The sequence below is a fragment of the Anabaena sp. EIM26 genome (genome assembly GCF_057568715.1).
Map to the genome: position 1 here is coordinate 2,887,343 of NZ_CM172472.1, position 24,727 is coordinate 2,912,069.

General features: G+C 39.1%; 24 protein-coding genes and 3 pseudogenes. 7 read left to right on the forward strand and 20 right to left on the reverse strand.

Annotation, left to right across the window (positions count from 1 at the left end; translation table 11 throughout):
* Positions 1-17: 17 nt before the first annotated feature.
* Positions 18-722: a nuclease-related domain-containing protein gene (locus AC012T_RS12630; protein ID WP_487066211.1), complete on the forward strand. Its 705-nt coding sequence runs from the start codon at positions 18-20 to the stop codon at positions 720-722.
* Between the two features lie 336 nt (positions 723-1,058).
* Here AC012T_RS12630 and nifD read toward each other — a convergent pair whose 3' ends face one another.
* Positions 1,059-2,453, reverse strand: a complete 1,395-nt coding sequence (gene nifD, locus AC012T_RS12635) for a nitrogenase molybdenum-iron protein alpha chain (protein WP_487066213.1) — start codon at positions 2,451-2,453, stop codon at positions 1,059-1,061.
* 136 nt (positions 2,454-2,589) lie between these two features.
* Positions 2,590-3,051 (reverse strand): annotated as a pseudogene (nifH, locus tag AC012T_RS12640) (nitrogenase reductase); the annotation flags it as partial.
* A 110-nt stretch (positions 3,052-3,161) separates the two neighbouring features.
* Between nifH and AC012T_RS12645 the strand changes: the two are divergent.
* Positions 3,162-4,592, forward strand: coding sequence for a site-specific integrase (locus AC012T_RS12645; protein ID WP_487066215.1), 1,431 nt, complete (start codon positions 3,162-3,164; stop codon positions 4,590-4,592).
* Positions 4,593-4,631: 39 nt separating this feature from the next.
* On the forward strand, positions 4,632-4,886 hold the full coding sequence (locus AC012T_RS12650) for a UPF0175 family protein (protein WP_487066217.1): 255 nt from the start codon (positions 4,632-4,634) through the stop codon (positions 4,884-4,886).
* 44 nt (positions 4,887-4,930) lie between these two features.
* Here AC012T_RS12650 and AC012T_RS12655 read toward each other — a convergent pair whose 3' ends face one another.
* From AC012T_RS12655 to AC012T_RS12675, 5 genes are all read right to left on the reverse strand, one after another.
* Positions 4,931-5,233, reverse strand: coding sequence for a type II toxin-antitoxin system RelE/ParE family toxin (locus AC012T_RS12655; RefSeq protein ID WP_487066219.1), 303 nt, complete (start codon positions 5,231-5,233; stop codon positions 4,931-4,933).
* Positions 5,233-5,493 (reverse strand): type II toxin-antitoxin system ParD family antitoxin, encoded by a 261-nt coding sequence (locus AC012T_RS12660; RefSeq protein WP_487066221.1) that lies wholly within the window; start codon positions 5,491-5,493, stop codon positions 5,233-5,235. Before AC012T_RS12660 ends, AC012T_RS12655 begins: the two co-directional genes overlap by 1 nt.
* Before the next feature lie 194 nt (positions 5,494-5,687).
* Complete coding sequence (locus AC012T_RS12665; RefSeq protein WP_487066567.1) at positions 5,688-6,107, reverse strand: pepsin/retropepsin-like aspartic protease family protein; 420 nt, start codon at positions 6,105-6,107, stop codon at positions 5,688-5,690.
* On the reverse strand, positions 6,100-6,360 hold the full coding sequence (locus AC012T_RS12670; RefSeq protein ID WP_127053906.1) for a hypothetical protein: 261 nt from the start codon (positions 6,358-6,360) through the stop codon (positions 6,100-6,102). The genes AC012T_RS12665 and AC012T_RS12670 overlap by 8 nt, the downstream gene beginning before the upstream one ends.
* Positions 6,347-6,544 carry a hypothetical protein gene (locus AC012T_RS12675; protein WP_487066223.1) on the reverse strand — a complete coding sequence of 66 codons (198 nt, stop codon included), beginning with the start codon at positions 6,542-6,544 and terminating at the stop codon, positions 6,347-6,349. The genes AC012T_RS12670 and AC012T_RS12675 overlap by 14 nt, the downstream gene beginning before the upstream one ends.
* A 418-nt stretch (positions 6,545-6,962) precedes the next feature.
* Between AC012T_RS12675 and AC012T_RS12680 the strand changes: the two genes are divergently transcribed.
* On the forward strand, positions 6,963-7,835 hold the full coding sequence (locus AC012T_RS12680) for a hypothetical protein (protein WP_487066225.1): 873 nt from the start codon (positions 6,963-6,965) through the stop codon (positions 7,833-7,835).
* 367 nt (positions 7,836-8,202) lie between these two features.
* On the opposite strand, the pseudogene AC012T_RS12685 reads toward AC012T_RS12680, so the two are convergent.
* The 6 genes and pseudogenes from AC012T_RS12685 to AC012T_RS12710 all read right to left on the reverse strand — a co-directional run.
* Positions 8,203-8,637 (reverse strand): annotated as a pseudogene (locus tag AC012T_RS12685) (AAA family ATPase); the annotation flags it as partial.
* Positions 8,638-8,840: 203 nt separating this feature from the next.
* Entirely contained in the window at positions 8,841-9,743 is a 903-nt protein-coding gene (gene nifU, locus AC012T_RS12690) for a Fe-S cluster assembly protein NifU (RefSeq protein ID WP_487066227.1), read from the reverse strand.
* Positions 9,744-9,871: 128 nt separating this feature from the next.
* Positions 9,872-11,077 (reverse strand): cysteine desulfurase NifS, encoded by a 1,206-nt coding sequence (gene nifS, locus AC012T_RS12695; RefSeq protein ID WP_487066569.1) that lies wholly within the window; start codon positions 11,075-11,077, stop codon positions 9,872-9,874.
* Between the two features lie 129 nt (positions 11,078-11,206).
* Complete coding sequence (locus AC012T_RS12700) at positions 11,207-11,545, reverse strand: DUF362 domain-containing protein (RefSeq protein ID WP_487066229.1); 339 nt, start codon at positions 11,543-11,545, stop codon at positions 11,207-11,209.
* Between the two features lie 102 nt (positions 11,546-11,647).
* The gene (nifB, locus tag AC012T_RS12705) at positions 11,648-13,108 is read right to left on the reverse strand and encodes a nitrogenase cofactor biosynthesis protein NifB (RefSeq protein WP_487066231.1); all 1,461 of its coding nucleotides are present in this window, start codon (positions 13,106-13,108) and stop codon (positions 11,648-11,650) included.
* Between the two features lie 701 nt (positions 13,109-13,809).
* Positions 13,810-13,971 (reverse strand): hypothetical protein, encoded by a 162-nt coding sequence (locus tag AC012T_RS12710; RefSeq protein ID WP_487066233.1) that lies wholly within the window; start codon positions 13,969-13,971, stop codon positions 13,810-13,812.
* Positions 13,972-14,212: 241 nt separating this feature from the next.
* On the opposite strand from AC012T_RS12710, the gene AC012T_RS12715 reads away from it, so the two are divergent.
* From AC012T_RS12715 to AC012T_RS12725, 3 genes are all read left to right on the forward strand, one after another.
* Positions 14,213-15,166 (forward strand): NAD(P)-dependent alcohol dehydrogenase, encoded by a 954-nt coding sequence (locus AC012T_RS12715; RefSeq protein WP_487066235.1) that lies wholly within the window; start codon positions 14,213-14,215, stop codon positions 15,164-15,166.
* Positions 15,167-15,264: 98 nt separating this feature from the next.
* Entirely contained in the window at positions 15,265-15,510 is a 246-nt protein-coding gene (locus tag AC012T_RS12720; protein ID WP_487066237.1) for a type II toxin-antitoxin system Phd/YefM family antitoxin, read from the forward strand.
* Complete coding sequence (locus AC012T_RS12725; RefSeq protein WP_487066239.1) at positions 15,507-15,911, forward strand: type II toxin-antitoxin system VapC family toxin; 405 nt, start codon at positions 15,507-15,509, stop codon at positions 15,909-15,911. The genes AC012T_RS12720 and AC012T_RS12725 overlap by 4 nt, the downstream gene beginning before the upstream one ends.
* Positions 15,912-15,983: 72 nt before the next feature.
* Here the strand turns inward: AC012T_RS12725 and AC012T_RS12730 are convergent, their stop codons facing one another.
* From AC012T_RS12730 to AC012T_RS12760, 7 genes and pseudogenes are all read right to left on the reverse strand, one after another.
* Positions 15,984-16,130: a TPR end-of-group domain-containing protein gene (locus AC012T_RS12730; RefSeq protein ID WP_487066241.1), complete on the reverse strand. Its 147-nt coding sequence runs from the start codon at positions 16,128-16,130 to the stop codon at positions 15,984-15,986.
* A 373-nt stretch (positions 16,131-16,503) separates the two neighbouring features.
* Entirely contained in the window at positions 16,504-18,345 is a 1,842-nt protein-coding gene (ftsH3, locus tag AC012T_RS12735) for an ATP-dependent zinc metalloprotease FtsH3 (RefSeq protein ID WP_438890052.1), read from the reverse strand.
* A 140-nt stretch (positions 18,346-18,485) separates the two neighbouring features.
* The gene (locus AC012T_RS12740; RefSeq protein WP_487066243.1) at positions 18,486-19,277 is read right to left on the reverse strand and encodes an aminotransferase class IV; all 792 of its coding nucleotides are present in this window, start codon (positions 19,275-19,277) and stop codon (positions 18,486-18,488) included.
* A 266-nt stretch (positions 19,278-19,543) separates the two neighbouring features.
* Positions 19,544-20,329 (reverse strand): hypothetical protein, encoded by a 786-nt coding sequence (locus AC012T_RS12745; protein ID WP_487066245.1) that lies wholly within the window; start codon positions 20,327-20,329, stop codon positions 19,544-19,546.
* Positions 20,330-20,354: 25 nt separating this feature from the next.
* Positions 20,355-21,571: pseudogene (locus AC012T_RS12750) on the reverse strand (acetate kinase).
* Between the two features lie 169 nt (positions 21,572-21,740).
* Entirely contained in the window at positions 21,741-23,093 is a 1,353-nt protein-coding gene (locus AC012T_RS12755) for a (Fe-S)-binding protein (protein WP_487066247.1), read from the reverse strand.
* Positions 23,094-23,146: 53 nt separating this feature from the next.
* Complete coding sequence (locus tag AC012T_RS12760) at positions 23,147-24,460, reverse strand: FAD-binding oxidoreductase (protein ID WP_487066249.1); 1,314 nt, start codon at positions 24,458-24,460, stop codon at positions 23,147-23,149.
* Positions 24,461-24,727 lie beyond the last annotated feature (267 nt).

The window sequence follows — 24,727 nt, forward strand, 5'->3', positions numbered from 1 at the left end:
GCATTTTTCAGATACCCATGCCAAAGCTAAATCATCAAGCAGGAGAAAACGTTCGTGAAATGGCTTTAAAAAGACGGATAAAAGCCATTACTTCTTTTGCTTCCGCAGGTTTTATGGTGTTATTCCCATTTTTATTTGTGAAAATTTTCGATGATTTTTTGAAAAAAATATTTTCTCTAAATTCTTCCCAAACACCACCTCCAACGTTACAATTCCCAATAATTTTTTATGCTCTGTTTATTTTTATTTCTGTCGGCTTATTCATCAATGGTATTTATTTGTGGAAAAGAGCAAATCATGCTGATCAAGGTGCTAAAGGTGAAGAGGATATTGCCCAATTAATGACTCAATTAAAATACGTAGGATGGCAAATTGAATATGGAATGCGCTTAGGTAATGGATTAGGAGATGCTGATATTATTTGCATTTCACCTAAAGGAAAAGCTTATGTAATTGATGTTAAATCACACCGAGGAGAAGTTACCACAGATGGAACACAGTTATATAAACAGATGGGAAAATCAACTTATCCCTTTGAAAAGAATTTTTTGCAACAAGCAATGAAGCAAGCTTTACAAGTCAAGAAACAGAAAACCTTAAATTTTGTTACACCAATTGTGGCTTTTTCTAATGCTCAAGTTTCCTTACCATCAGAAAAATTACAAAATGTTTACGTGGTTGGAAAGGAAAAATTAATCCCACTTTTAAAGTCGCTGGATTAGTCGTAAGCTGTTGGAAATTGAACTTGCATATTTCTTAAAATAAACTTAAAAATAAAACTTTTGTGTGGTGGGCATCCTGCTCGCCATACTTATGCAAATTAAAAGTTTATCAGTTTACACTAAATTAGATAAATTTAGGCTAATAAAATTCCCCATAAAAAAGTTTTCTGTTGAACATTATTGATTGAAGTCAAATTTAATCCAAACCTCAAAACTAGACAGAATAAGACTTTTATTACTTGCAGCCACCTACAAACAATGTTATTATAGAACATAATAAATTACATTTAGTCTAAAAATCAAATTCTCTTAATTTCCCAACTAAAAAACCTCAAATTAACGCACCTTTCCACCAACATTATCAGGTTCGGAGTAATCCCAAGAGTGCATTTGACGGAAAGGAAGACCCATCTTTTGGAATACGTACTTCTCTTTCACACCAGAAGCAACTAAGTCTGGCTTCAATGCTTTGATGAATTCTTCAAATTCGTAAGCGGTAACGTCGTCATAAACGATAGTTCCGTTTTCGATGTAGTTGGTAGTACGTTTATAGTCGTCATTATGAGCGAACTCATAACCAGTACCAATCATCTTCATTCCTAAATCTTGGAAAGCGGGAACAACGTGACGAGGACGTAGACCACCAACCATCATTGCAACTGTCTTACCTTCCAAACGGGGGCGATATTTAGAAACGATCGCATCCATTGTGGGTTGGTACTTAGCAATTACCTTCTCAGCATTTGCTTGAATCTTTTCATCAAACTTAGAAGCGATTTCACGTAAAGATGCAGCAATCTTGGTGGGTCCGAAGAAATTATACTCCAACCAGGGTATACCATAAGCTTCTTCCATGTGACGGCTGATGTAGTTCATCGAGCGGTAACAGTGGATGAGGTTCATCTTCACGTTGGGGGTCATCAACATTTCGTTGATTGTACCATCGCCAGACCATTGAGCAACAACGCGCAAACCGATTTCTTCTAACAGAATGCGGCTGGCCCAAGCATCTCCACCAATGTTGTAGTCACCAATGATGGCTACGTCATAAGGAGTGCCTTCAAACTTCAATGTCCCATCTTTCTTAGCTTGATCGGCTCTGGGGAATACCCAGTCACGAATCATGTCGTTAGCGATGTGGTGTCCTAAAGACTGAGACACACCACGGAAACCTTCGCAACGTACAGGAACAACAGGCTTACCAATTGCTTTAGCTGACTTCTTAGCTACTGCTTCGATGTCATCCCCAATTAGACCAATGGGACATTCAGATTGAATGGAAACACCACGGTTGAGAGGGAATAATATTTCTAATTCTTCAATTAGCTTAATGAGTTTCTTGTCACCACCAAACACGATGTCGCGTTCTTGGAAGTCAGAGGTGAAGTGCATGGTACCGAAGGTGTCAACACCTGTTGTACCAATGTAGTAGTTACGACGACCAGACCAAGACCAGTAACCGCAACCTACGGGACCGTGGCTGATGTGGATCATGTCCTTAATAGGACCCCAAACCACACCCTTGGAACCTGCGTAAGCACAACCACGAGCGGTCATTACACCAGGAAGGGATTTGATGTTAGATTTAACACCACAATCAGCCTTGCCTTCTTCGTATACGTTTAAGTGCTTTTCACGCTTTTTAGCAGCTTTTTCGGGGTAAGCTTTCAGAACTTCTTTAACTAGTTCTTTTCTTTGTTCAACAATCTTCTTGTCATCTGGAGGAGTCATATTCTGTCTCTCTTGCTCCTAAGGAACGGGGGATAGGTTTGGGGACTTAATGTCCCCGGTGGGGAATGGAGGGAAAGGAAGGTAAAAAGGAAATTATGTAGTGTTTTCCTTTTTCCTGTTCCTAAATAATCAATTACTACTTGGTAGCACCAGCGGGCTTACCGATGATTTCAGCGTGCTTGGTGTCATCATCAAGAATACCGAATTCAATCAACAATGCTTCCAACTCATCCATTTCAATTGGTGTGGGGATGGTGAGGTTCTTGTTGTTGATGATCTTCTTAGCTAATGCGCGGTATTCATTACCCTGATCGCTATCAGGTGCGTACTCGTTAACAGTCATCCGACGCAATTCTGCGTGTTGAACGATGTTGTCGCGGGGTACGAAGTGAATCATTTGAGTGTTCAAACGTTCAGCCAAGGTTTCGATCAATTCGATTTCACGGTCAACCTTACGGCTGTTACAGATCAAACCACCTAAACGTACACCACCGGAGTGAGCATATTTAAGAACACCACGAGCGATGTTGTTTGCAGCGTACATCGCCATCATTTCACCAGAGGTAACGATGTAGATTTCTTGTGCTTTACCTTCACGGGAAAGAGTAATAATATTATTCTAATAGCCAGAAAATGTTTATTTTATGCAATGTTTACCGCAATCATTGTTTTGAGTAAACAGTTTTTTTATTAGGGTAAATCTAGGGTATGGACAGAACACAGGAAGCATTTGCCGATTTTCACCAAACAGCTATTACCGATGGGGGATATTTAGGCAGAATGCAAGCAGTAGAAAATCAAGAAAATCACCTAACGGCAAAACTGACAACAGAATTAAAAGCAATTAATGGTAGACTAAGAGCCGCAAGGGTGAGTGTTTCTGTCAGAAAATCTGGTAATTCATTACAATTGAGAACTACCCTACCTATTAAACCAGGTGATATTGATAAAAACGGTATAGGAACTAAGCAATATGATATTTCTTTAGGGATACCATTTAGTTTTGATGGTTTAAATACTGCGGAAGAGGAAGCGAATGAGTTAGGAAAATTGATTGCCAGAAAACAATTTATCTGGACTGATAAATATTTAGGCAAAACTAGATTTAAAGCTAAATTCATCACAATCGGAGAATTGATTTCTGAGTTTGAACAAAACTATTTCAAAACGAGAAAACGCACTCTCAAAAGTAACAATACTTTTAATAGTTATTTCTATATTGCTAAAACACATTTACCAAAAGATAAACTAGCCATAAATGCCAATTTTATTGATGCTGTGAAATTCTGCCCATCTTCGGATAGTGTGAAAAATGAATTAATTAAGGTGATTAGGGTTTTATGTAAATGTTCTGGTGTAGAAGTTCCAGAATTAAGTAATTTAAAAATCAAGGCTATTTCTCAACGTAAACGTGATATTCCTACAGATGCAGAGATAGAACAGGAATATCTGAAGTTTGAAAATTATGCTATTAATCGTTCTAGTAAGTTGATAACTAGGGAAGATAGAAATAATTGGAAACTTTGGCGTTGGGTATATGGGATGTTAGCAACTTATGGATTAAGACCAATTGAAATTTTTGTTAATCCTGATTTAAATTGGTGGCTATCATCAGAGAATGTGATGAATACATGGCGGGTAAATGAAGAGTGTAAAACCGGAGAAAGGGAAGCTTTACCATTATATCCTCGTTGGGTAGAAACTTTTAATTTAAAAACGGATACAGCAGCAATTGAATTATTAAAGGCAAAAATTAAAGACAAAGTTACGAGTAGAGAAATCAACTCTGCGCGACATGGTACAGATAGATGGTTTAGATTTGTGGGGATTCCTTTTCAACCCTATGATTTACGGCATGGTTGGGCAATTAGAGCGCATTTGATGGGGATTCCGATTAAAGCTGCTGCTGATAATTTGGGTCATTCTGTGAATATGCACACATCCATTTATCAAAAGTGGTTTAGTTTGGAAAATCGTAAGGTTGCAATCGAGGAAGCGATTAAGAAAAAATCAAAGGTCGAAGATTTGCAGGATATGGTGATTAGATTGGAACAGGAAAATGAGAGATTGAAAATTGAGAATGAAAGGTTGAGGTTAAAGATAGGAAATCAAAGTTTGATGAGAATTGAGCTAAGATAAGAGTTAGCCTAAGAAAAATCAGTCAACATAATTAACGCTATGACTATAAACATCAATGTTGAACTTCCCAATGATGTTTTTTCTGCCCTTCGCAGTAACCCAGAAACTTTTGTTCAAGAAATGCGTTTAGGTGCTGCTGTTAAATGGTATGAAATTGGTATGATTTCCCAATTTAAAGCTGCTGAAATTGCTGGAGTTAGTCGTCATCAATTTCTAGAAGCACTTAACCGTTATCATGTTTCACCTTTTCAGGTTACTCCTGAAGAATTAGCTGAGGAATTAGCGCGTGACTAGACGATGGGTTGTGAATAGTTCACCATTAATTGTATTGACTAAAATTAATCTTTAAATTCTTCAAATACAGCCTTTAAATCTCGTTTTCCATAAACAACACGGACAATTTCAATTCCATTTTCCACAGGATAATAAAAAACAATATAATCATTAACTATAAAACCACGTAAATCAGATGCAACCCAAGCATAGCCTTTTCCCATGTTTGGAAAACCAGAGACTAACTTACATTTTTGCCTAATATTATCAAAAAGTTGACTTGCTGCGTTGATATTTGTTTGTCCGATAAATTCACAAATTTCATTGAGGTCTTTAACTGCAAGTTTAGAGAAAAAATAAGTACCCATTATTGAGATTGTTCCATTTGCTTTAACTTTTGTTGTAGTTGTTGAAAAACTAATTCACCTTCAACTACTTCTCCTTGACGAAGTTGCTCTGTTCCTTCAGCAATTTTTTGTCTTAATTCAATGAGTTGCTTTTCTTTTTCATCATGTTGTTCTAAAAGTTGAAAAGCTACAGATAATAGTTCATCAATGTTTTTATACTTACCTTGTTGTAGTTTTTCAAGAATGTATTTTTCTTGATCTGGCTTGACTGCAATTTGCATCTTTATCTCCTTCTCTTTGAATTAATAACAATTCTCAAAATTATATTCTCAATACTAATTTTAGCATTAAATCACCTACTTTGATCCACTAAATGCGATCGCACCTCACAACCCATAACATCCGAAAAGCGATCGCACTCAAAACCCACAACACCGGAAATGCGATTCCTACGTAGGGCTTCGCTATCGCTTTATTATTTATTTCTGGGACGTACCTCGAAAGCTAAATCTGCGCGATAAAAACACACATCAAACTCTGCAAAAAAATTAATGTGTCCGAGTATTATAGGTGCTTCTCTAGATTCTGTCCAAGCAAATGCAAGCAAAATAGGCGAAAATTCAGCAACGGTAGCTGATAAAATTAATCCTCTTGCTTGAAAATTAGCTAGATTTCCAATTAATTGAATTGGGACTTTTTGCTCTTCCCAAACTGCTCCTAGTTGCAGACCTATTTCATAAGGTAATACATTAACGCTTGCACCTGTATCTAACAAAGCCATAACTTCAACAGAATTGTTTTTGTGAGTCAAAGTTAATGGTAAATAAGGCATGGTGCTAGAAACACCAGGAGTATTACTTCTCTCAATAAAGGGAAATCTTTTACCCTCAAGCATCATCTTCTTCCTTTGCTGCTGTCAGCATATCAGATAATGTTTGAGCGGCTTCATGGGCATCATAAGGAGACCAGACAACGGCTTCTGTTGATGCTAGTTGTTTTAGTAGTAAGTGTTCTTGTTGTTGATTATCAGGTGATTCTAAATTGCATCCTTCTTCTTTTGCTACGGCTAATAATAGAAAATGAATAAGACGCAATTTGTCTTCGTGAGATAGTTGACTAACAGTAGGTAATAATTCATTTAGTGGCATATTGTAAAAATGGATAAGATAATACTAAGATAACATCGCTCTCACAACCCACAATACTGGAAATGCGATCGCATCCCCACAACGCACATATCCCAAATGCGATCGCACCAAACCACAACATCGGAAATGCGATCGCATCCACAACGCACATATCCCAAATGCGATCGCACTCAAACCACAACACCGGAAATGCGATCGCAAGGGTTTTGAGTTTTTTACATTTTGTTACTAGTTAGGTTTATTTGTGCCTACTTACTCCTGGTGTAGACAGTCATTGCATAATATTTAGATGACAGCAGATAAATTTTGATACAAGCTATAGGTTATTGCAGTCCAGTTATGCTAATTTTTGGAGATACAGCACTTTGCGCGATTAACTGAAACAGGTTTTATCTTATTTTCCAGTTGATCTATTCAACTATTGTACGTAAACCTTACGCAAAGTGCTGTATTAAGTAGTAAGGCAAAATTAATTACACAAAATATGGTGTTAAACCCTTAACCAGTTGAAAACATAAGTGTAAATATTTCAGTCCAATTACTTATACTGATTTTATAAGTCAGTACGTACAAAATTATCATCCGTGAAGGTCAAAATAATCATGAATCTGAATGATGTACTCAAGAATATAACTTCTTTAATGCCTTGGATAGTAGTGTTGATTCTAGGTTTAGTCTATGCCAAACCAATGATTGGGCTTATCAACCGGGTTGTGAAGGCTAAACTATCAAAAGATGGTGTTGAATTGGAAGCTCAAAAACAACTAGGTAAAATTGCTGACCAAAGTGAAGAAGTTACACAAATACTTAAAGATATCAGTAAACAAATAGAAAAAATTGCTCAACAAGAAAAACCCTATGCTGATTATGTTGATGCTCTAAGAGCTACAGAGACATATATTATATCCACTCTCAATGATGGAATGAAAAAAAACAAAAATACTACGGAACAACAGAATAAAATAGAGATTAAAGTTATAGCAGTTGCTATGACTTTTTCATGGAGGTTTATTTGTGATAAAATTCCCAAGATTTTGAAAGATTTTCCTGATGCTTATGCAACTATTGAATTGACATTTGTTGATTACCAATATTTGGAATCTCTGAATCTTGAAAATTATGATATCAATTGGTCAGAGGAAAGTAAACAGCGCGTAAGAGATATTAATAATTTCATGAATGGCATACCGGAACAATTAAGAAATAGGTTGATTATTGCGGCTAAAGTTTATAAAAATTTACCTCATTGGCATGGTTTTTTAATCAATGATGAATATTTATTTTTAGGTAGAACAGATTGGTCATTTTTGAGAGATAAACCTAAACTCACTGTGGGTCAGAATAAGTACAGATATTTTGATCGTAGTAGTAATTCAGGTATCGAGCGAATTGAATTATTCAAAGATTGGCATAAATACTATCTTAATTTTGGCTCAGAACTTCTTTCCTCAACACAGTCTAGTCAAATCAAGTAAAAGATAAGATACTAAGTTAGTACAAACCAGGACTATTCCATTCTAAAATTTCACGTTTTATGCTTACGGGTTAATCATCACAAAATGGGAATTTTTGAGGGGAGTAGGTTTGTTTCCAAATGATTGTTTTTTCCAAAAATATTCGTCAAAACTTTCACAACTCAATCATAAACAAAAAATCAGTAACCTATTTATCAAAAATCATGTATACCTCTTGACACTAGGGATAAAATAGGGTATACAAAAGAAGAAAAACAAAACAAATTGCCCATTTCACTAAAATATCCCAGGGCATAAATAGGGCATAAAAAAATCAAAATTCCCAACCAATTGCATTAACAAAAACCCTAAACAAAACAGCTTATTCTTCACGGATAGGCATAGCAAAACCACCGCATACAACGTCACCTAATACGTCGTAAGATACGAAATCTAAGTCTTGGTAAGCACCGTTTTCTTCTAGGAAGTTAATAGCGGTGATAATACCACGACCTGCACAACCTACACCGGGTTCTGGACCACCAGATTCTACGCACTTAACACCACGGAAACCGGTCAACATGACTTCGTGGAGTTCTAAATCTTCAACTGCACCTCTTTCAGCAGCCAAGGAAAGAACGGTGGTTTGAGCCTTGGAGTGAAGCATCAAACGGGTAGAGTCAGCTTTAGGGTCGCAACCTACGATCATGATGCGTTGACCCATTTCAGCCATTGCTGCGAGGGTGTTTTGAGAGGTGGTAGATTTACCGATACCGCCCTTGCCGTAGAAAGCTATTTGTCTAATATTTGCGTCGGTACTCATTGTTCGTTTTTTCCTAGAATTTGTTGGTTGATTGGGGTGTTTGTCTTTCGTCTTTTGGTTCTCACGCCTATTTATCTACGGCAGTGAGCGTGTGTAGAACGTCGCTATGGAGGCGATCGCTCTACAGATAATTTGGTTGTGTACATGGTGTTTATTGGGTTGTAAGAATTACTAGTTTTTTCATGGGCGAGGAGAACCTGCCCCTACACTGCTTCGACTATGATTTCTTTGTTGATGCGATCGCGTAATCTCGCTTCAATCGCAACTTTTAAAGTGGCTGTGCTGCTGGAACATGAACCGCAAGCACCTTTGAGAATAACTTGGACTTTATTGCCTTCTATATCGTAGAGTTCTACATCTCCCCCGTCGGCAATTAATACGGGTCGGACTTCTTCATCTAATACTTTTTGAATCAGGGCAATTCTTTGAACATTGGTTAATGGTTTTTGAGTCCCTGAATTAGCAATTTCTGTAGTAGCTTTCACGCCGTTGGTGTTGAGAGTTTGTTTGGCGGTTTCCTGCTTTACTTCTCTTATTATATCATCAATTTTCGTTAAACAGGAACCGCATCCGCCACCAGCTTTTACATAATTTGTTACTTGCTCTGCACTGAGGAGATTATTTTGTGCAATAGCCTTTCTAATCTTAGTGTCGGTGATACCAAAACAGCTACAAATTAGTACGCCTTCATCATCATCATCATGGGCAGCTAAAGGGATGCCTCGATAATTATAGATGGCAGCTTCTAAAGCTTCTTGTCCCATCACGGAACAGTGCATTTTTGCTTCTGGCAAACCACCCAGGTAATCGGCAATATCTTTATTAGAAACCTTTAAGGCTTCATCTAATGTCAAACCTTTTACCATTTCGGTTAAAGCACTGGAAGATGCGATCGCACTGGTACAGCCAAAGGTTTGAAAGCGAGCATCGAGAATCTTATCAGATGCAACTTCCACTTTTAAATGCAATCTCAGAGCATCACCGCAAGCAATACTACCTATCTCTCCAGTTGCAACCTTAACTCCTGCTTCGCCTGTTTCTTCAATTGCACCCTGGTTTTTAGGATCGTAAAACAATTCTAATACTTTATCTGTGTAGTCCCACATAGTTGATTTTGGATTTTGGATTTTAGATTTTGGATTATAAGAACTAATTGAGGATTGGGTAGGGGTTTAGCAATGCTAAACCCTTACAGGATTTAGGAGACTTTTACATATCACCTATCACCCATCAGCTATTTACTACTAACTAATGATTGTTGTTGTAACCAACCCGCATTATCATTTTTGAAGGGAGATAAAGCGCGGAGACGTTCAACAATTTCTGGCATAACTGCAATAACTTGATCAATTTCAGCTTCGGTTGTGTAGCGACAAAGACTGAAACGAATCGAACCATGTAAAGTGGTGTAGGGTAAACCCATAGCCCGCAAAACGTGGGAAGGTTCTAATGAACCAGAAGTACAAGCAGAACCAGAGGAAGCACAAATACCGTATTTATTTAAGGAGAGCAAAATTGCTTCACCTTCAATATATTTGAAACCAATATTTGTGGTGTTTGGCAATCTATGACTAGGATCACCATTGACTTCACAGTCGGGAATTTTAGCAAGGAGAGCTTTTTCCAAGCGATCGCGCAATCGGCTTTCTCTCTTGGTTGCCTCTTCTAAATGTAGCATTTCCAATTCCGCAGCTTTGCCTAAAGCAATAATTCCGGGAACGTTCTCTGTACCTGCTCTGCGTCCCCGTTCTTGGTGTCCACCAAGAAGGAAAGGACGGAACCGAACCCCACGACGCACATATAGAACACCAATGCCTTTAGGTGCGTGGATTTTGTGACCAGATATAGTTAACATATCTATGGTGCTGGTCTTCATGTTCAAGGGTAATTTACCTACCGCTTGGACTGCATCGACATGGAAGATAGCGCCGTATTCCTTAACTCTAGCACCAATCTCTTCAATTGGAAAGATAGTGCCGGTTTCATTATTGGCATACATCACGCTCACCAAAGCGGTGTTACCTGTCAGGGAAGCTTCCAGTTCATCTAAATCTAACTGTCCCTTCGCATTTACTGACAAATAAGTAACAGTATAACCTTGGGTTTCTAACTGTTTGCAGACATTCAAAACTGCGGGATGTTCTACCTGAGTTGTGATAATGTGGCGTTTTTCTGGTTGAGCTAATAATGCAGCACGAATCGCAGCATTATCTCCCTCAGTTCCACAACTGGTAAAGACTATTTCTGATTCTTCTGCTCCTAATAAAGCCGCAACTTGTTCTCTGGCTATTTTGACACCTTTACCAAGTTGTCCACCAAAACTGTGCATACTAGAAGGATTACCGTAATAGTCCGTCAGATAAGGCAGCATCGCCTCTAAAACTGCTGGATCTACTTTGGTGGTAGCATTGTTATCGAGATAGATGCAATTCTTTTGCATTTTAGTCATTAAGTTATTAGTTATTACTTATTGGGAATAGGTAATGGGTAATTGGGAATAGGTAATTGGTAATTGGTAAAAACTTACTTCTTTTCTGTCACCTGTCACCTATCACCTATCACCTGTCACCTAAACCACTACTTGATGCTTTTGCAACTGTTCGGAGAACTTCTGAGAATAAGTATTCCGCCAAGTTTCCCAGTAATCTTGTTTATTTGTCAACTTTGCTAAGACGCGATTGTAATTAGCAAACCAACCTTCCCAATAATCGCTTGGTTGTTTAACGCAACCATGAGCAGTGGGACAACCAGCTTTACATTGAGGTACAGTGTGAATGCTGCCAACACAGTTTGTGCAAAGTTCAGAGTCAATCCAGTGAATACCGTCAACTACTTTAATTGCACCGGTGGGACAAACAGACAAACAAAGCTTGCAGGAAATACACTGGCTAGTAATTTTGTAAGCCATGATTATTTGCCTTTGTGTGAATTGGTGATTAGTGATTGGGTACTGGGTACTGGGTATTGGGAAAAGTTTCTTTCCTAGTCCCCAGTCCCTAGTCCCCAGTCCCTATTCCCCAGTCGCTACATATTGCTCGTAAAACTCTAAAGCAACCTTTTCAATTACGTCGTAAGCTTCAACAGTTTTTATTCCGGCTGCTTCTAGTTTTTCTTTAGGACAGTTGCCGATTTTGGATACCAAGACCGCTTTACAATCTGCGATCGCTTTCATTATATTGTCTGCGGTAGCTTCTTCGCTGTATCCACCTTGACAATATTGGTCAATCTTGCGATGACTGACAAAGCGCACTTCGTTACCATCAACTTCATACACTTGAAATTCTTTAGCGTGTCCGAAGTGTTGGTTAACCAATCCACCACCTTTTGTTGCTACTGCAACTAAGATTTTGGGTTTGTTTTGTAGAGATTTGCCATTATTGCTCTCTACAGCAGTTGCTTTGGCTTTATCTTTAGCTGCTTTAATTTCTTCTCTAAATTTCTCAATACCTTCGTGAACTTCTTGGCGTGTTTCCAAGTTATATTCTGGAGCCATTTCCAAGAATTTATCTTTAGTGAATTCTTGGCTGCGGTCTTCTCCTAATAATCCTACCGCATCTGCTCGGCACTGACGACAGTGACGCATCATTTTCATGTTACCAGAACAGTTGTCTTGGACTTCCTTCAGTTCTTTACCTGTAGGTCCCCGTTGACCTGTTAAACCAAAGTGTGTACCATGTTCCGGTGCAGAAATCAGCGGCATGATGTTGTGTAAGAATGCCCCTCTCTCACGAATGGCTTTATTAACTTCTACCAAATGTTGGTCATTAACTCCAGGAATCATCACGGAATTAACTTTACACAAGATATCAGCTTCTTTGAGAGCTTGCAAACCTTCCAACTGCTTTTCTAGGAGAATTTTTGCTCCTTCCACGCCTCTATAACGCTTACGTTTGTAATGAACCCAAGAATAGATTTGTGCGCCTATTTCTGGATCGATGGTGTTAAGGGTGATAGTAACGTGATCTATATTTAATTGTTTGATGCGATCAACATATTCTGTTAACATCAAACCGTTAGTAGATAAGCACAGTTTAATATCTGGTGCTTTGTCTGCAATCAATTCAAAAGTACGGAAGGTTTTTTCTGGATTAGCCAAAGGATCACCAGGCCCCGCAACTCCCAAAACAGTCATTTGGGGAATTTTACCCGCAATTACCAACACTTTATGTGCGGCTTCTTCAGGTGTGAGCAACTCACTTACCACTCCAGGGCGACTTTCGTTAGCACAGTCATACTTGCGGTTACAATAGTTGCATTGAATATTACAAGCTGGTGCAACTGCAACGTGCATCCGGGCGTAGTGATGATGAGCTTCTTCACTATAGCAAGGATGTTTGGCAATGCGTTCTATAAGTTTTTCGTCCATTTCTGGAGTTGTGGTGCTGTCGCAACCGCAACCACCAGATTTAGCTGGGGTGATAATGGATTCCTGATTGGAGGAGGTGAGAATGTTTGTAGCAGGTAGTGTCATTGAATTTCGCAAGGTCGGTGGACTTGAGAGCCACTGTGGGAGATGCTTTTACTACTGCCAATGCCTATGAACCGAAGTCGCGTCTTACTCACTTGCCCACAGGTGTTCACCTGGTATTGATACAAAATTTAGACAAGTAGGATAATTTATATTTCTGGGAATAGCCTATTAATCAAGGCTTTTTATCCAAACTTCCAAATTCCTAATCTAAATTTGATACAATGGTGGGCAGATAATGTTTGGGGTTCGGCTGGTGTGTGTCAACGTTTGGGTCTTGGGTAGACTTTGTGTGTACAGCCGCGACTTCCATTCACTCTAGGCATGGTGCTATCTCATCCCTCCACTCACTTTTGGCTTCTAACTTTGTTAAGGAGCGTTAAGTGATTGGCGATAAATGATTTATAGCAGCCGTTTCTAGATAGGTGCTTGGGCTGTCTAGGATAGGATTTATTGGATATATTATGTTTGTACTCAGATATAGAAACCCCAATCTTTGCCAGGGTTACAAAAATTAAATAAAATTTTTTCGGGTACAGGTTCTAGTATTTTTCAGTTGGGGTACGAGTATTTTTCGAGTGGGGTTCAGGATTTCTTTGTACTCAGTCAAAACCCAATACCTGCAAGGGATTGAGTAATAATTTAGTTAAATTTGGGCTACATTACCCATGTACTCAAACAATCCTCAAATCCTGCTGAAAGCCTTAGTTAACAAGGGATTTGAGTTGGAGATCTGGAGTAGAAAACGTTGTCATAGTCCAGATATCTGCCAATTTATATTCTGTATCCAACATATCATTTTTTTTGAGATAAAAATGCAGTTCATATTCTTTTAACTTTTCAATGATTAATGATGTGAATTGCACTTCTCACCTATGTTGAATCAGCATTTAAGCTCTAATAGGATGATAACTCTTAATGCAGATTATTTGCAATAAATTTAGTTTTTTACAGCAGTTTTTCCTGGTTTCACGTTCTTAAAGCTGTTCGGGAATGATAAATAATGTCAAATCAGGGAACAGGGAATGGGAAAAAAATTAATCGTTTTGAACTTTTGGCATCGCTACACTATATATGTGGCGAACAAGTCAAACAGGGGAAAATGTCATGAAAGCTGTTGTTATCCGTCGCTATGGTTCTGCTGAAGTGTTACAGTATGAAGAGGTGGAACAGCCGAAAATCAAGCCTGAGCAGTTACTTGTAAAGGTTCACGCTAGTAGTGTTAATCCCATTGACTGGAAAATCCGCCAGGGAATGTTGAGTTTATTGACGGGAAACTATTTCCCCATGATTCTGGGGTTTGATGTGGCTGGGGAAGTGGTAGAAGTTGGTTCACAAGTGACGCGCTTCAAAGTAGGTGATGCTATTTATGGCAGCACTAGTTTTCCTGGAGGTGCTTATGCAGAATTTGCAGCTATCCCGGAAAATTTTGCGGCTCCCAAACCCACAAATATGAGTTATGAGGAAGCCGCTACTGTACCTTTAGCGGCGCTAACGGCTCTACAAGCCCTGCGAGACTTGGGAAATATCAAATTAGGTCAAACGGTATTGATTAATGGAGCTTCGGGCGGTGTGGGCGTTTTTGCGGTGCAAATTGCTAAGGCGTTGGGGGCTGAGGTGACGGGTGTTTGCAGTACCAGAAATTTGGATTTGGTGAAATCTTTAAATGCAGATTTAGTAATTGACTATACGCAACAGGATTTTACAGAAGGTAATGTTCGGTACGATATTATTTTTGATGCAGTTGCTAAAAGAGCATTTTCTAATTGCAGAAAAGTTTTAAAGCCAAATGGGGTTTATGTGTCTACGTTGCCTAACCCGGAAGTGATTGTGCAGAGTTTTTTAACAATGTTTCTGCCTGGTCAAAAGGTGAAATTTGTGTTGGAAAGACCTAATAGCAAGGATTTGGTTTATTTAAAAGATTTGATTGAAGGGGGTAAAATGCGAACTGTGATTGATAGCACCTATCCTTTACAAGAATTAGCAGAAGCTCATCGGTATAGTGAAGGAGAGCGTGCAGTGGGAAAAATTGCGATTACTAGGTCGCGCTGTACGCTATAGCCACGCTTGCTACAGGCATAGCCGTTACTCTTTAGCTGACATCTTGCACCAATCTGAAAATAAAACTAAACTTAGTTTGTAGACTTAGCTATAAAACTGTGGAAACCGTAAATATCCATCAAGCTAAAACAAATCTCTCACGCCTTTTGTCTCGTGTAGAACTTGGTGAAGAGATCATTATTTCCAACCGGGGTGTTCCTGTCGCCAAACTAGTTCCCTTTAGTGTCTCATCTAATCGACGGGATAGTTTAGGGCAAGATAGAGGATTGTTTGTAGTTCCAGAGGACTTTAATGCACCCTTACCAGATGACATTTTGGCAGCATTTGAGGGCAATGAGAAGTGAAACTTTTACTAGATACCCAGTGTTGGTTATGGTGGTTTACCCAACCAGAACGTTTGAATCAAGAAGTAATTACGCAAATCACAGATGAAAACAACGAACTATGGCTTTCTGTTGCTAGTGTGTGGGAAATGGGAATAAAAGTTGCAATTGGTAAGTTGCCATTACCAGAACCACTGGACAGTTACATTTCTAGCCGCATGGTAAGGTTGGGTGCGAGATATTTGGAAATTACAGCTTCTCATGCATTACGAACGGCTACATTACCCTTACATCATCGAGATCCTTTTGACCGAATGCTAATTGCACAGGCACAAATGGAGGACATGACGCTTGTTACTGCCGATTCAATGTTCAAACAGTATAAAGATGCTACTATTCTTTGGGCAGCTAATAAAAGTTAGGAAAGTTATATTCCTAAAATAAGACAACGAAACAAACTTAATAAGTAGGAAATCTTGTTCTTCACAAATAATTTACCCTAGCAGTAATACTTGAAACCGCACATCATTGCGAATGCTGTCAAAATCAGGATTAATTTTCGCTTCACTCCGACATCGACGAGGTTTGATATTAATTGCCTGTTGCAAATTTTCCAGGGCTAAATCAACGTCACCTTGCAAGACATAACATTAACGTGAGTTCGGTGTTCGGTGTTTCTCCTATGCCTACGGCACGGCTTCGCCGAATGGAGACGCTACGCGAACGGAGTTATGATTTTTAAGGGCGAGAGAATAAGGGTTTGAGACTCCTACTTGTGGCGAGTTTTCCACAAATTATCTTATGTCGAACTCACGTTAACATTAAGTATAATTAAATCGGATTTAAAAGTATTGTTATGGAGAGCGTTAGCACAGCTTACCACTGATATCCCTGGCTTTCCCGTTGTTACAAATTCCTCTCACAAAACCCCTCTGCGTGAGATAAAAAATAGGGGTAATTCCAGAAAACCCAGAATTACCCCTATTTTAAATCTTAAATTCCCACTACCAGCTATTAAGCAAAAGCAGCGGTTCTAACATCGTTATTTGTGAGAATTTCTTGCAATTCATCAGCGTCTACGGTTTCTTTATCAACCAGCATTTGGGCGATTTCGTCAAGAATGTGGCGATTATTTACCAAGACTTCTTTAGCGCGAATATAAGCTGTATCGACTAATTTGCGAACTTCTTCATCAATTGCGGCTGCGGTTTCTTCTGAGAAGTCACGTTCTGACATGATATCTCGACCGAGGAACATATTGCCTTGTTGACGACCTAAAGCCACGGGACCCAAGCGATCGCTCATCCCAAATCGAGTTATCATCTGTTTAGCAACTCTGGCTACCTGTTGCAAGTCGTTGGAAGCACCTGTTGTCACTTCATCTTCACCAAAGATAATCTCTTCAGCTAAACGACCACCTAAAGCCACAGCCATTTGATTTTCCAAATAAGCACGGCTATATAAACCTGTATCCATGCGGTCTTCGCTAGGAGTAAACCAAGTCAAGCCACCGGCACGACCACGGGGAATAATGCTAATCTTCTGTACAGGGTCATAGTCAGGCATCAAAGCCCCAACTAAAGCGTGACCAGCTTCGTGATAAGCAACCAAAGTTTTGCGCTTTTCGCTCATTACACGGTCTTTCTTCTCTGGCCCAGCTAATACGCGGTCGATGGCATCATTGATTTCATCCATCGAAATTTCGGTTAAGTTGCGACGTGCTGCTAAAATTGCGGCTTCGTTCAACAAGTTAGATAAATCTGCACCGGTGAAACCAGGGGTACGACGAGCGATTTTATCCAAGTCCACATCTTTCGATAAGGTTTTACCTCGTGCGTGAACTTTGAGAATTTCGCTGCGTCCAGCGTAGTCAGGACGGTCTACAACCACTTGACGGTCAAAACGACCGGGACGCAATAAAGCTGCATCTAGTACGTCAGGACGGTTGGTAGCAGCAATGATGATGATACCTGTGTTACCTTCAAAACCATCCATTTCGGTCAGTAACTGGTTGAGGGTTTGTTCCCGTTCGTCGTTACCACCACCTAAACCTGCACCCCGTTGACGACCTACTGCGTCAATTTCATCAATGAAGACGATACAAGGAGCGTTGGTTTTAGCTTGTTCAAATAAATCGCGGACGCGGGAAGCACCTACACCAACGAACATTTCCACAAATTCGGAACCGGAGATTGAGAAGAAAGGTACACCTGCTTCCCCAGCTACAGCACGAGCGAGGAGGGTTTTACCTGTACCAGGAGGGCCAACTAAAAGTACACCTTTAGGAATTTTTGCACCAACTGCGGTAAAGCGATCGGCGTTTTTCAAAAAGTCTACAACTTCGTTTAATTCCAACTTGGCTTGGTCAATACCCGCTACATCACCAAATGTGACTTGGGTTTGGGGTTCCATTTGCACTCTGGCTTTAGATTTACCAAAGTTCATTGCTTGGCTACCTGGTCCACTTTGAGCGCGACGGAGTAAGAAAAATAAACCAACCAGAAGTAATACAGGGAAAAATAAGCTGCTTAGTGCTTTAAACCAAAATCCTTCGTCGGTTTGGGGTAATACTGCAATATCAACGCCTTTGGCTGTCAGAGTATTAATTAAATCTGGGTCGTTAACTAAGGTGACGCGCTTTTTATTAGGGTCGTATTTAGGTGTAACCATTGCTGTAGAACGGTCTGAACTGAGACTGACCTTTTCTACTCTGCCTTTGTCAACTTCTTGAATAAATTCACTGTAGCGCCATGTTTCTACTTGAGGGGGTTGGTTGTCGAAAAACGCAGTCCCTAAAGCAATTACAACAATAAAAAGCAGTGCATACAGCCCCGCATTTCTCCATCTTTTATTCACAGAGGTCTATTCTCCTGTATATTTTGTCTGTTTCGTTTTTAGCAGGCGTTCTGCGCGATAGCATCACGGCTTTAAAATCAGAGAGAGCTTTATTAGAATTATGTTAACTTATCTTAACGTATACCAAAAAGGTGTTCGTGTCATGATACAAATAATCCTTTAAGTTCCAAAAAACATTTATGGTGGGGATTATATTGTAGCGACCCTGTGGGCTGTTGTACGGTATGGATGGGAATAATCTCGATAACGCTATTAGTGTAAGCGATCGCTACTAATTTTTTGACTAGCTCCGGTGTCCAAGGTTCTTGCTGGATAGCGATTTGGCGATTTTTTAACTGGCTGATGATGTGCGATCGCTCTATTCCTGGCAAAATTCCCACTTCTAAAGGCGGTGTCCACCAACAGCCATCATACCAAGCCCAAAGATTGCCAGTACTGGTTTCCAGCCAATTTCCCAAAGCATCTGTTAAAATCGCTTCTTCGGCTTGTAAAGATTGCACACTATTTTTTGCTAACCAAGCACTCAAATAATTTCCGGTTTTATGCTTAGGGAGAGAACGAGCAAATTCCGATTTAGCCAGGGCGCATATTATACCATTATTTTGCTTTTCTGTCAAATTAGGCGGTAATAATCTACCAATTATCCATTCTCTCCCATCAGGAAAGATAGTAATTCTGAGAACAGGAAAATCTTTCAAGAGGATTTCTGCACCTTGACGCACAAAATTCCAATCAGGTTCTTTCCAACCAAAACTTTGTAAACTCAATTTCAACCGGGAACAATGTGCTTCCCAGTTAGTTAAACTATGATCAAGGGAATGATCATACACCCGCAAAGTTGTAAAAACCGTCGCCCCATAAAGTAACCCCGGATCATTAATATCCAATTCTAGAGTTTGAGATGTAATTAATTTGCCACAATACCAATACATAAAGAGGGAATAGGGAGCAGGGGAAGAAGACTTTATTACTTATTACTTAGAGTAAGCCACAAAATAAATGATCCTGTCTTGTCATGCTGAGTGTAGCGAAGAGAAACGTATCCCTTACGGGAGCCGGAGGCTCTAGCATCTCGGAGGATTCTTTCCTTCAGAACGCTACGCGAACACTACACTTCGTTCCATTCAGAATGACATTGGGCATTTCTTTTTGTGGAGTTCTCTTATTACTTATCACCAATTACGAATTACGAATTATTTTAATCTTTTTCAGGGAGAGTAACAGCAGGTAGTCCATTATCATTAATTACTACCTTTCCTCCCAATTTCTCTATTTCATCAATTGCTCTCTTGCGAGTTTTTTCATCAACATTGTTTTGTAAAACCATTGTCCAGGTAGCAATTCGTGCAAACTTACTGTCAGGATTGTTTTGGAGAAATTCAGCAGTTTTTCCCGAAATAAAAGCAGCCTTTTTACTTTCATCATCAGCAAAATTACTAGCCCAACTAGCAGCTTGTGAGAAAGATTCTTTTGCCGATTGAGAGTCACCTAAAAATAATAACTCATCAGTTCCTTTATAGCGCCAGACATAATAAGATTTCTGAGGTACTTGAGGAGATAGAGATTTTAAACCTTTTTCCATTAAGCCAATAGACCTTTCTGGCATACCAGCATATAAAGAAGTACTGACCGAAAGACCTAGATAAGCTGCTAAAAATCTTGGGTCACGTTTAAGAATAACTTCAAAATATTCTGGACTTAAACCATAACCGATTTTATCTCTGACTTCATTGTCTCCAAAGTATTGCAAAAAATCTATATATACCCAATCAGCAATAACGTTATCGTAACCAAAACTGGGCATTTGTTTGAGTAAATTAAGACGCAGATTTTCTTTTTGCTGGTCTTTTTCTAGAGTTTCTATAGATGCAGTTTGTTTACTAATTAAGAGTTTTTGCAGTCTAGGAAATTGACTTAAGCTAACTCCTAAAATACACAAACAAGCTACCAAAGGTGTAGTAATAGCTTCACGAGATAAAAGCATATTCAGACATTTACAATCACAATTGTTATTTTTGCAGTATTTGCCAACATTGTTGAGCAATTTCCCAATCTTCTTGAGTGTGTATCACTAATACTCGCACAGTTGAATCAGAAGTAGCAATATCTATATCAATTGGCTGTTGTTGATTCTTTTCAAGGTCTATTTTCAGTCCCAAAAATTCCCAAGCATCACAGACAGCTTGACGAATTTCTGAAGAGTTTTCTCCCACCCCAGCGGTAAACACTAAAGCATCTAATCCCCCTAGACTAGCCAGCATAGCACCGATGCCAGCGCGCAAGTGATGTACATAGATATCATAAGCTAATTGAGCGCGATCATTACCTTGGTTAATTGCTGCTATTACTTCCCGTAAATCACTGGAAACACCCGAAATTCCTCTTAAGCCAGAAGCTTTATTTAAAACATAATCTAACCTTTCTGCTGAGTAATCAGATTGCCCTAGCAGGTAAATTAAAATTCCTGGATCAATTGAACCACAACGGCTACCCATCATCAAGCCATCAAGAGGTGTAAAACCCATAGTTGTATCAATACTTCGACCATTTTTAATTGCGGACAAAGAACAACCGTTACCTAAATGGCAGGTAATTAATCGCAGTGATGTTAAATCTCGTCCTAGAATTTGCGCTGCACGACTAGCACAATACTGATGACTAATACCATGAAAACCATAGCGACGGATACCTTTTTCCACCCATTCATAGGGGCCAGGATAAATTGCAGCCGCGTCGGGTAAAGTACTATGAAATCCAGTATCAAATACTGCCACTTGGGTAACATTTCCCAGCTCTGTTCAATGGCTTCTATTCCTTCTAAAGCGGCTGGATTATGGGCTGGGGCAAGGGTAGAAAGATGACCTATCTCTTTTTTGACCTCTTCTGTAATTACCACACTATTACGGTAATCTTGTCCACCATGTACTACCCGATGTCCTACCACATCTATTTCTGATAAATGACTAATCACCTTAGTCGCACCGCTATTGAGAGTATTCAACATATAAACAACGTGTGCTTGTAGCGAGTCCCCAGAAATACATTCTTGCAACACCTCACCAGTCGCTGTTCTTACCTCAATTTCTGCCACACCCCCGTCTTGATTCCAGTTAACTTTTCCTTCCCAACAGGGTTGGATTGCTTGGTTAGGTAAACTTGCATCTGGAATTTCATACAAACAACTTTTTTGGCTGCTAGAACCGGCATTAAGTACTAGTATTTTCATAGAATAATAGGAAACTTCACCTGGTCTAATAATTTCATGATCTTAACAATTGCTCATAAAAGTCTGCCACTGGGTAGGAAAAATTTACCTTAAAAAACCTTATATTACCATCATATTTTATAAAAATTAGCCCCCTTTTCATGAGTTAAGGGGGTTTGTAGGTGAGTTTCTAAATCTCCAACTTCACACCCTGAATTGAATAATCTAACAACTCCATTGGGTGCATTACCGAAATTTTATTATCCGGTAAATACTTACTAATTTGCAACGTACAACCGGGATTTGCAGAAGCAATTAACTCAGCACCTGTATTTAATAAATTTTGTACTTTTTGCTTACCTAGTTCTTCAGCAACTTCCGGTTGCAGCATATTATAAACACCTGCACTACCACAACATAAAGCCGCGTCTATTGGTTCTCTTAAAGTCACTCCGGGAATTTTTCTTAATAACTGACGAGGTTGAACACTAATCTTTTGTCCATGTAATAAATGACAAGCATCTTGATAAACCAAAGTTAGATTTTTATCAGTTAAAGGTGAAAGTTTAGCCGTTAAACCCACATTCATTAAAAACTCTTGTGCATCTTTAACTTTCGCTGCAAATGCTTTGGCTTTTTCTGCATATTCTGGATCATCAGCTAATATGTGACCATATTCTTTTAAAGTATGACCACAACCAGCAGCATTAATAATGATAAAATCCACATTAGTATCAGCAAAACTATCAATCATTTGTCTTGCTAAAACCTGCGCTTGTTCCGTTTGTCCTTGATGTTCAGGAAGCGCAGCACAACAACCTTGGGATTTAGGAATTATCACTTCACAGCCATTTGCAGTCAATACTCTCACCGTTGCTTCATTGACAGGAGAGAAAAACAACCGTTGTACACATCCCAAAATCACCCCAACACGATATCTTTTTTCACCTTTAGCCGGAATTACATCGGGTAAATTATCTTGAAAAGACTTGAGAGTAATTTCTGGCAGAATAGATTCCATTGCTGCTAACCGGGGAGAAATAGCTTTAATTAACCCAGTGGCTTGCAATAATTTAGAAACTCCCAACTTTTGATAAACCAATAAGGGAAAAAGTAAAATTCTTAAAAGATCAGGATTGGGAAACAGAGAAAAAATCAATTGACGCACTAACTTATCAGGTAAACTGCGGTTATAATTTCTCTCAACCTGATGCCGAGTTGCCGAAATTAACTTATCATACTGCACACCGGAAGGACAAGTTGACACACAAGCCAGACAACCCAAACAAGAATCAAAATGTTCAACAGTTGCCGTATTTAAAGCAATTTCACCTTCATTAATAGCATCCATTAAATAGATGCGTCCCCTTGGTGAATCCATCTCCTTACCTAACACCCGATAACTAGGACAAGTAGAGAGACAAAAACCACAATGAACACAACTATCAATCAACTTTGGATCAGGAGGATGACTTTCATCAAACCCCTTCAAATTCTTAATACTAGCAATATTCTCAATAGCACCATCTGAAACTTCTTGCATTTCTCTTTCCCCTCTTAACTTCGCGTTCTTCGCGCCTTCGCGGTTCGTTATTCTTAAATCCCACCCACAAACCGACCAGGACTTAAAATATAATTACCATCAAACTGTTCCTTAATACCCCGCATCAGTTGTAAAGCATTCCCAGTGTAACCCCACACATCCAACCTTTCCTTTATTTCCACTGGTGCAGCTAAAACACTTAAAAAGCCATAATTAGATTGACATAACTGACGCAATGACAAAACTTGATTTTGATTTTCTAACCTTACCAAACCCAAACCACTACTAAGGTGAATCAAACCTATTTCTATCTGATTAATAACCTCAACAGCCTTAGTTGGTAATATTCCTATTTTGCAACTAATTAGAGAATTTGTAACATCAGCATGGATTTGTTCTGGTAATCGTTGCCATAGATCAGCTTCATTTTCTGTTGAATAAATTGATCCATCTAAACCCAATTTTTGCCCAATTGCTAAAAGTCGATTTGACTGTTCTTTCACACTTTCGCTAATACTTTGAAACCGGGTAATTAAACCTATTCCTGTACCTAAATCTAAATTAGAAACCAACTTATTTGATAATAAATCTGCTTGAGTTGGTGTTAACTCAGAACCTTGCAAAATTGTTGCAGCTTGGGATATAGCCTCAGCTTTACCAGTTAATATTACCGTTGCTGATGTTTCTGCTAAAGGATAAACTCGAAAAGTGACTTGGCTGATAATTCCTAAAGTACCGTAAGCACCGGTGAACAATTTCATCAAATCGTAACCGGCAACATTTTTTACTACCCTTCCTCCAGCTTTGGCAATTTGTCCATCTGCACGGATAAAAGTTATACCTAAAAGTTGGTCACGTACACCCCCAAAACGTTGACGCAGAGAACCTGTATCAGCAGTTGCGACAATACCACCAATGGTGGCTGATGTGGGTTTAGCAGGGTCTAGGGCTAATGTTTGGCGAGATTTTGCTAAAATTTCCTGAAGATGGGCAAATTTCATTCCAGTTTCAACGGTGACAGTTAAATCACCAACTGCGTGTTCTATAAGTTGGTTTATGCGTTCCGTACTAACGACAATATCAATATTTTTAGCTAAACCACCCCAGTTGAGTTTACTACCGCTACCTTGAGCTAGAACGCGCCATTTATTGCGGTTAGCGGTGGCTATGACAGTGGCTAATTCTGCTTGGGTGTGGGGATAAACGATACAACTGGGATGGCTTTTGGAGTCCATTGCTTGCTGGATGCGTTGTTGCTGACTAGGTTCGAGATTTTCCCAAGGTAAGACAGCGTTTTCTGCGTTGATAATAGATGCTAGGGTAGATGCGTAGACACTTTGTGTCTTTTCGTTAGACATCGCATTCATCAGTTTATTTTTTATATCCTTACTTATTAATGTAATGGTTATTTTGACTCAAAACGCACAAGCTGATTTTTCTCATTTCTCGTTCCTAGTCTCTGACTAGGAATGCTACCATAGAGGCTCTGCCTCATCACTCATCAATAAACTCAATCTGCAATAAACTGAGTAATTCCATATAATTTCGATAACCAGAATAACGTCAATGAGATGGTTCTTCTTTCTTTAGATAAGTTTGTAGCATCAGCGATAAGATGAAGATGATTCTCTATG

Excerpts from the sequence above, each read along its gene's own strand:
- AC012T_RS12630 (WP_487066211.1), top strand. The coding sequence starts at position 18 with ATGCCAAAGCTAAATCATCAAGCAGGAGAAAACGTTCGTGAAATGGCT.
- nifD (WP_487066213.1), bottom strand. The coding sequence starts at position 2,453 with ATGACTCCTCCAGATGACAAGAAGATTGTTGAACAAAGAAAAGAACTA.
- AC012T_RS12645 (WP_487066215.1), top strand. The coding sequence starts at position 3,162 with ATGGACAGAACACAGGAAGCATTTGCCGATTTTCACCAAACAGCTATT.
- AC012T_RS12650 (WP_487066217.1), top strand. The coding sequence starts at position 4,632 with ATGACTATAAACATCAATGTTGAACTTCCCAATGATGTTTTTTCTGCC.
- AC012T_RS12655 (WP_487066219.1), bottom strand. The coding sequence starts at position 5,233 with ATGGGTACTTATTTTTTCTCTAAACTTGCAGTTAAAGACCTCAATGAA.
- AC012T_RS12660 (WP_487066221.1), bottom strand. The coding sequence starts at position 5,493 with ATGCAAATTGCAGTCAAGCCAGATCAAGAAAAATACATTCTTGAAAAA.
- AC012T_RS12665 (WP_487066567.1), bottom strand. The coding sequence starts at position 6,107 with ATGCTTGAGGGTAAAAGATTTCCCTTTATTGAGAGAAGTAATACTCCT.
- AC012T_RS12670 (WP_127053906.1), bottom strand. The coding sequence starts at position 6,360 with ATGCCACTAAATGAATTATTACCTACTGTTAGTCAACTATCTCACGAA.
- AC012T_RS12680 (WP_487066225.1), top strand. The coding sequence starts at position 6,963 with ATGAATCTGAATGATGTACTCAAGAATATAACTTCTTTAATGCCTTGG.
- nifU (WP_487066227.1), bottom strand. The coding sequence starts at position 9,743 with ATGTGGGACTACACAGATAAAGTATTAGAATTGTTTTACGATCCTAAA.
- nifS (WP_487066569.1), bottom strand. The coding sequence starts at position 11,077 with ATGCAAAAGAATTGCATCTATCTCGATAACAATGCTACCACCAAAGTA.
- AC012T_RS12700 (WP_487066229.1), bottom strand. The coding sequence starts at position 11,545 with ATGGCTTACAAAATTACTAGCCAGTGTATTTCCTGCAAGCTTTGTTTG.
- nifB (WP_487066231.1), bottom strand. The coding sequence starts at position 13,108 with ATGACACTACCTGCTACAAACATTCTCACCTCCTCCAATCAGGAATCC.
- AC012T_RS12715 (WP_487066235.1), top strand. The coding sequence starts at position 14,213 with ATGAAAGCTGTTGTTATCCGTCGCTATGGTTCTGCTGAAGTGTTACAG.
- AC012T_RS12740 (WP_487066243.1), bottom strand. The coding sequence starts at position 19,277 with ATGTATTGGTATTGTGGCAAATTAATTACATCTCAAACTCTAGAATTG.
- AC012T_RS12745 (WP_487066245.1), bottom strand. The coding sequence starts at position 20,329 with ATGCTTTTATCTCGTGAAGCTATTACTACACCTTTGGTAGCTTGTTTG.
- AC012T_RS12755 (WP_487066247.1), bottom strand. The coding sequence starts at position 23,093 with ATGCAAGAAGTTTCAGATGGTGCTATTGAGAATATTGCTAGTATTAAG.
- AC012T_RS12760 (WP_487066249.1), bottom strand. The coding sequence starts at position 24,460 with ATGAATGCGATGTCTAACGAAAAGACACAAAGTGTCTACGCATCTACC.